6 protein-coding genes are annotated in these 6,427 nt (G+C 70.2%); 1 reads left to right on the top strand and 5 read right to left on the bottom strand.

What is annotated here, in order from left to right:
* Positions 1–110: 110 nt before the first annotated feature.
* Positions 111–1,670, bottom strand: coding sequence for an MFS transporter (locus ABT008_RS30275; protein WP_350700707.1), 1,560 nt, complete (start codon positions 1,668–1,670; stop codon positions 111–113).
* Entirely contained in the window at positions 1,667–2,224 is a 558-nt protein-coding gene (locus ABT008_RS30280) for a TetR/AcrR family transcriptional regulator (protein ID WP_350700708.1), read from the bottom strand. The genes ABT008_RS30275 and ABT008_RS30280 overlap by 4 nt, the downstream gene beginning before the upstream one ends.
* A 255-nt stretch (positions 2,225–2,479) precedes the next feature.
* Between ABT008_RS30280 and ABT008_RS30285 the strand changes: the two genes are divergently transcribed.
* Positions 2,480–3,049, top strand: coding sequence for an ester cyclase (locus tag ABT008_RS30285; protein ID WP_350700710.1), 570 nt, complete (start codon positions 2,480–2,482; stop codon positions 3,047–3,049).
* A gap of 39 nt (positions 3,050–3,088) precedes the next feature.
* On the opposite strand, the gene ABT008_RS30290 is transcribed toward ABT008_RS30285, so the two are convergent.
* The 3 genes from ABT008_RS30290 to ABT008_RS30300 all read right to left on the bottom strand — a co-directional run bounded on the left by ABT008_RS30290 (position 3,089) and on the right by ABT008_RS30300 (position 6,134).
* Positions 3,089–4,192: a DUF5954 family protein gene (locus tag ABT008_RS30290; RefSeq protein ID WP_350700712.1), complete on the bottom strand. Its 1,104-nt coding sequence runs from the start codon at positions 4,190–4,192 to the stop codon at positions 3,089–3,091.
* A 332-nt stretch (positions 4,193–4,524) separates the two neighbouring features.
* Positions 4,525–4,875, bottom strand: a complete 351-nt coding sequence (locus ABT008_RS30295) for a histone-like nucleoid-structuring protein Lsr2 (RefSeq protein WP_131053450.1) — start codon at positions 4,873–4,875, stop codon at positions 4,525–4,527.
* 590 nt (positions 4,876–5,465) lie between these two features.
* Entirely contained in the window at positions 5,466–6,134 is a 669-nt protein-coding gene (locus ABT008_RS30300; protein ID WP_350700714.1) for a lytic polysaccharide monooxygenase auxiliary activity family 9 protein, read from the bottom strand.
* Positions 6,135–6,427 lie beyond the last annotated feature (293 nt).

Below are 6,427 nucleotides of genomic sequence, written 5' to 3' on the forward strand. Positions count from 1 at the left end.
CGCCCCGGGCCGGCCGGGGGGGCCCGCCCCGCCCCCCCCGCCCCCCCGCCCCCCCCCCCCGCCCCCCACGGCGGTGAACGGCACGGGTACCGGTCCTCGTGACACCGGAGCTAATGGCCCTTGGTCACGTCGAGTCCCTTCGGAGTCAGGGCGAACACCACGACCACCGACACCAGCATGATCGCGGCACCGATGCCCCCGACCAGCATCAGTCCGTGGGTGAAGGCGTCCTGGGCCTGGGCGGCAGCCGCGGCCCCGGCCGGCCCCAGGCCGTCCAGCACGTGCAGGGCGCCGCCGAGCGACTCCTGGGCCACCCCCACCTGATCGGGGCTCAGGCCCGCAGCGGCGAGATCGGAGGCGGGGAGTTCGGCGCGGTACAGGGCCGCCGCCGTGCTGCCCAGCACGGCCACGCCCAGCACCGCGCCCAGTTCGTAGGAGGTCTCCTCGATGGCGGCGGCGCTGCCCGCGTGCTCGGCCGGGGTCCCCGACATGATGATCGCCGAGGCGATGGCCAGCGAGCCCATCCCGGCCCCGAGCAGGGCCAGGAATATCCCGACCGGGGTGTAGCCGAGCGGCTCGGGAGCCACGGCCAGGACCGCGAAACCCAGACCCGCAAGCGCCAGGCCACCCACCAGGACGGTGCGGGCGCCGATGCGCTGCGCCAGCGCCGGTGCCAGCGGCGAGACCACCGTCGCGGCGATGGCCAGCGGCAGCAACGCGACACCGGCCTGCAACGGCGACATGCCACGGACGAGTTGGAGCCACTGGGCCGAGAGCAGCAGCGCCGACCCCATGGCCAGCATGGTGAACAGCGCCGCCAGCGTGCCGGCGGTGAACGAGGGGACGCCGAACAGGCGTACCCGCAGCAGCGGCGAGTCGCTGCGCAGGCACCGCAGCACGAACCACACCAACAGGGCGAGCCCCGCCGTCAGCGCCGTCAGGGCCAGCAGGTCGGTCGGTCCCTCCTTGGCGATGCGCTTGATGCTCCACACCAGGGCGGTCATGCCCGCGATGGACAGCACGGTGGCCAGCGCGTCCCAGCGGCCCGGGTTCGGGTTGCGGGCCTCCGGCAACAGCAGCACCGCCGCGACGATCGCCGCGGCCATCCAGGGCACGTTCAGCAGGAACGCCGCCTGCCAGGCGAAGTGCTCCAGGAGCACGCCACCCACGATCGGCCCCACGGCCGCGCCCAGGGAGGCCACCGCCGCCCAGATGCCGAGCGCCTTGGCGCGTTCGGCCGGATCGGTGAACAGGCTCCGGATCATCGACAGGGTCGCCGGCATGATCATCGCGCCGCCCACGCCCAGCAGGGCGCGTACGGCGATCACCATCGGGGCCGAATCGGCCACCAGGATCAGCAGGGACGCGCCGCCGAAGATCGAGAATCCGGCCAGCAGCATCCTGCGGCGACCCCACCGGTCGCCCAGGGTGCTCATGCTGACCAGGAGCCCGGCCAGGACCAGCGAGTAGATGTCGACGATCCAGAGCTGCTGGGCGGCGGTCGGCGACAGCGCCGCGGCCATGTCGGGCAGGGCGACGTTGAGGATGGTCATGTCCATGACCACCACCAGCAGGCTGGTGGAGAGCACGGCCAGGGCGGCCCACCGGCGCCGGGCGGACAGGTGCCCGGCGGTGGCCCCGGGTGCGTCGGAGGTGTGTGTCGTACTCACTGGTCCTCCGGGAGGGATGTGCCCATCAGGGCGGTGATGGCCATGCGCAGGGACCGTTCGTCGACGGGCCGGTCGTGCAGCAGGGTGTAGAGGATGACGCCGTCCAGGTAGAGGGCGGTGGCCTGGGCGGCCTCGTGCGTGGCGTATGCCGAGAGGATCTCGGTCATCCCCTTGACCCAGCGCTGGGCGTACGGACGCAGTTCGGGCTGGTGCACGCCGGCGAAGTAGAGCAGGCTCTCGGCCTGTAGCCGCGCGTGGTCGCTCAGGTAGGTCGTGAACAGCGCGGCAAGACCCTCGGCGCTTCCCGCGCAGGCGTGCACGGCCGCCGCGACCTGCCGGATCTCCTCGTCGGCCTGGGCGACGACGACCTCCAACGCACTCGTGCGCAGGTCGTCCAGGGAGTCGAAGTAGTAGGTGGTGGCGCCCAGCGGCACCTGGGCCAGCTCGGCCACCCGGCGGTGGGTCAGGGCCTCCCAGCCGTTGGCGATCATCTCCTGCGCGGCGACGTCGAGCATCGCGCGCCGACGCCCCTCGGGATCCCGGCGGGAGGTCATGGGCGCTCCCCGCGTGCGGGCAGTCCGGTGGTCATGCTCAGCCTCTCGAACTAGTACGTCCGTACAAGTACAAACGTACTAGACGCGCCGACCTGGGGGTAAGGAAGGGTCCCCTGCTAACGCCTCGTGCATAGCAGGGGACCCTTCCTCACGCGCGGGTCCGGTGGAGCGGGAGGTCGCGCTATCGTCGATCGCCCGCCACCGGTCGCCCCTCCCCGCCGACCGGGTTCACCGACCAGCCCCTCGGAGACACACGTGTCGGCACACATCCTTCCGCCTGAGGACGTCCTTCGCGCCCGGGAGAAGCTCGTCCTCGACCACTTCGAGGACGAGGTCCGCCAGGACTGGGACGCCGTGTTCACCACCTTCCCGCACCCGCACTACGAACTGATCGCCTCGATGACCGTCCACGACGGAGGCTCCGCGGTACGTGGGTACTACCACGACACCCGGGTCGCCTTCCCGGACCAGCACCACGAGATCATCGCCATGCGACACAGCCACGACGCCGTGATCGTCGAGTTCTGGCTGATCGGCACGCACCTCGGCCCCCTCGGCAAGATCCCACCGACCGGCGGCCGACACCGTACCCGGATGACCGCGTACTTCATCTTCGACGAGCACGAGAACCTGGTTACCGAGCGCGTGTACTTCGACCAACTGTCCATCCTCAAACAGGTGATCAGCGGCCTGGACAAGAAGCGCCCGCGCGATCTGCTCACCCTGCTGCGCGTCGTACGCGGGATGCTCGCGATGGCCGGCGGTGAACCCGATCCGCGCCTGCTCGCGGCGACCACGGACGACCGACCGGCGAGCCGTCCCTGACCTCGGCGCCGGTCACACCGCGACCTCGGCGGGTAAGGGTCACCCCGACGCCTTCGCGGCCCAGTAGAGCTGCTTGTGCCCCCTGGCCTCCATCACCGCCACGAGATCCTCGGCGTCCGCGCGGGATTCCTTGCGCGCCACCTCGTACTTGTTTCCGTTGTCGTCCTGCCGCCACACGATCCACCGCTCCGGCCGCTCAGCGTCGGCCTCCGGCGGCAGGTCGGGGTCGGGATCGGAGCGACGGGGGCCTTCCGGACCGTCGTCGTCGAAGCGGAGCAGGGTCTCGACCCGGGTGATTCGGAAACGACGCTGCTCGACGCTGATCTCGTCGGTCCGGCCGGCTTCGAGCGCATCGGTGGCCTGCTGGTACGCGGTGGCCTGCGCGGCGGTGAGCATCTGGGTGCGCGGTTCGAGGTGCCGGAAGGCGTAGGCCAGTTCGTCGCGTGCCTCCTGTGGGGCCGCGACCGCTCGGCTGACCGGCTGCCACGCACCGTCGACGCGTTCGGCTGCGGCGTAACGGGTGGGTAGCAGGGCGGCGTGCGGGTGGGTGCGTACGGCGGCGATGCTGTCGGCGTACACGTCGGCCGGCACCTGGGCGCGGGGGTAGTGCGCGGTCAACAGGTCGACCTTCAGCATCGCCGCGCCGACCCCGGTGGGTGCGGCCGGATCGGCGACCACCTCCGGGTCGAGGAAGCTGTCGTGCTCACCGTATTCCGGCGGGTCCGGGTCGGTGGGACGCGGCGGTTCGGGCCCGTCGGGGCCGAACCGGGCGAAGGTGTCCACGCGGACGACCCGGTGTGCCTGCCCCGCCACCACGACCTCGTCGACCTTACGACGGTCGAGGATCCGCGCGGCAGCGGTCACCTCGGCGGCCAGCGCCGGTTCGATGCTCTCGAGCAGCCGTTCCCGCAACCGGTGCGCGAGGATCGTCCGCGCCTCCTGCGGGGTGTCGCTGAACAGGGCGACGACCTGCCACCGCCCGCCGCCGAGGTCCACCGCGTGCCCGAACATCGGAGCGCCGATCCGGACGATCGGGTACGCCTGCGCACGGGACACGGCGTCGTGATCGGTGACCGCGCCGACGGGGTCGGTGCGCCGCTCGACCCACACCACGGTGGACGGCCGGGCCTCGTCGTTGCTCATGGGCATCATTGTGTGGCGACACTGTGGCGGCTGTCATGCCGGCACGCGGCATCCGCGGCGAGACTCGGGCGGATCAGCCGCCGCAGCCGATCGCGCCGCAATTGCGGCGACGACCGTCAGCGACTCCGGTGGCGGACACCTTTTCGTCTTCGCTACGCCGGCACCGATGGGGAGATCGGTGACCGGACGTCGATGCGATTCATGCACCACCGGTAAGATTCGTGCACCACCGGTAAAAGGCCCGTTACGGTGCGCGTGCCCCGGCGGACAGAGGCTTCACGGCACCGGAACGAGCGTTTCGTCGAGCCGTGCCAGATGAGCCGTGCGGCCGGTCAGCGACCGGCTTTCGCGTGGTACTCGTCCACGATCTCCTGCGGAATCCGGCCCCGGTCGGAGATGTCCTTACCGGCCTTCTTGGCCCACTCCCGGATCGCCTTGTTCTGCTCCCGGTCGGTGCTGGCGGAACCCTGACCGCGGGCAGCCCGGCCGCCCACGACCACGCCGCCGCGACCCACCTTCGTGCCGTGGGCGACGTAGGAGGCGAACGCTTCCCGCAACTTCGCGGCATTGCTGCTGGACAGGTCGATCTCGTACTGCACGCCGTCGAGAGAGAACTTCACGGTCTCGTCGGCGTCGCCGCCGTCCAGGTCGTCGACCAGCTTATGAATGATCTGCTTAGCCACGTCTGAGCACATTCCCTTCCAGTGAGGACAGTTCCACGAACGTGGTAGTCACAATACTGCCTGCGATACTTGTCGCGTCAACGGGATCCGCATAACGGTCGAGGTATTGACCGATCCGATCGCCGAGGGGGATCGCCCGTCCCGGCCGTGCCGAAAATGTTCGGTGCGGTAAGTGGATGGCGACTATGTGTCGCGGCGAAGGGTGATCAGTCGCCCGCCGCCGTCGCGCGAATCGGGCTCCGGCCGGAGCCGGGTGGTGTTCGCCCGGCCCGGTCCCGGATCGTCGCGAGCGATTCCGGTCGGGCGGGTGCGGTCCACGCCGTCCGGGGCGCCCGATGCGGCCGACGGCGGGTGCTCGGGGGCCGGTGCGGTTCCGGGCCGCCGGGTCGCTGCCGCCGCGCGATCGGCAGGCATTCGACCCCGATCTCGCGCGGAGGGCGCCCGGGGAACTGTTCGCGGAGCGGTCGGTCGAGTCGGCGGGCGAATTCGTGAGAGCGCCATTCTCGACTGCGTTCGACGCCGGACGCACCGCTGCTCCGGTCCGGAAGAGGTCCGGACCGGAGCAGCGGCGTAAATGCCGACCTCGCGGATCAGACGATGTTGATGTCGCTGCACCACATGTAGGTCTGGTCCATGTGCGAGGCCTTCCAGATCACGAAGAGGACGTGTTGTCCGCTACGGCCGGAGGTCGAGACGTTGAACGAGATGTTCTGCGTCGGCGCGTACCGCCCGGTCGTCTGGATCAGGTCGATGTTTCCCCATCCGACCTGCTGGGTCGCCGGGTTGAATCCCTGCCGGGTCAGGTAGACCCGGAAGAAGTCGGCGCCGTGGCTGGCCTGGTCGTAGAACTGGAGCGTGAAGCTGCGGCTGACGGTGGTCGCCTTCCAGGCGCCCGGCTGGTTCAGGGCGTTGTTCCGGGAGAGGGCGTTGCTGCACAGCTGACCGTCGGGCGTGCGGGCCTGGAACTGCCCACCCAGGCCGTCCCGCAACTGGCTCATCCAGTTCCACATGGTGTCGGGGTTGGCCTGGAAGGCCCGGTAGCACATCGGGTCCTGCGTCTGCATGGCCGGATCCATGTGCCGGTGGCCCCAGTTCTGCCAACACTGGTAGGCCCGGGTCGCCGGGTTGATGACGGTGCCGTGGGCCTGGGCGGCGCCGGCCCAGGGCAGCATCGCGACGACCATGGTGAGCGCCAGGGCGAGTGCCTGGAGAGGTCGGCGGACGACCGACCGGGATCGAGGGGGGTGGTGTGAACGCACGGTGCATCCTCCGTTCCGAGCGCTCCGGGGACGGTGTGGGAGCGCTTCCAACGAGTGTTGCATCGAGGATACATCATATTAATGATCGTCTATTAAAAATGGTGCTCGTAATCCCACCATTCATCCGGCACTGCGAACTCGTCGATCTGTTGTCGCCGCACATCACACGTCGTACGGGGAATCGGACGCCCTCGCCGCCCGCGTCGGGCACGTCACCACCGATGGTGTCGGGGCGGCGCGCTGGCCGTCGAGCGGCGGCTGCCCGCCGTCTGGCTGACGCCGCTGCTGCACCG

It is taken from the genome of Micromonospora sp. NPDC002389 (genome assembly GCF_040296095.1).
In the GTDB taxonomy this organism is placed as follows: domain Bacteria; phylum Actinomycetota; class Actinomycetes; order Mycobacteriales; family Micromonosporaceae; genus Micromonospora.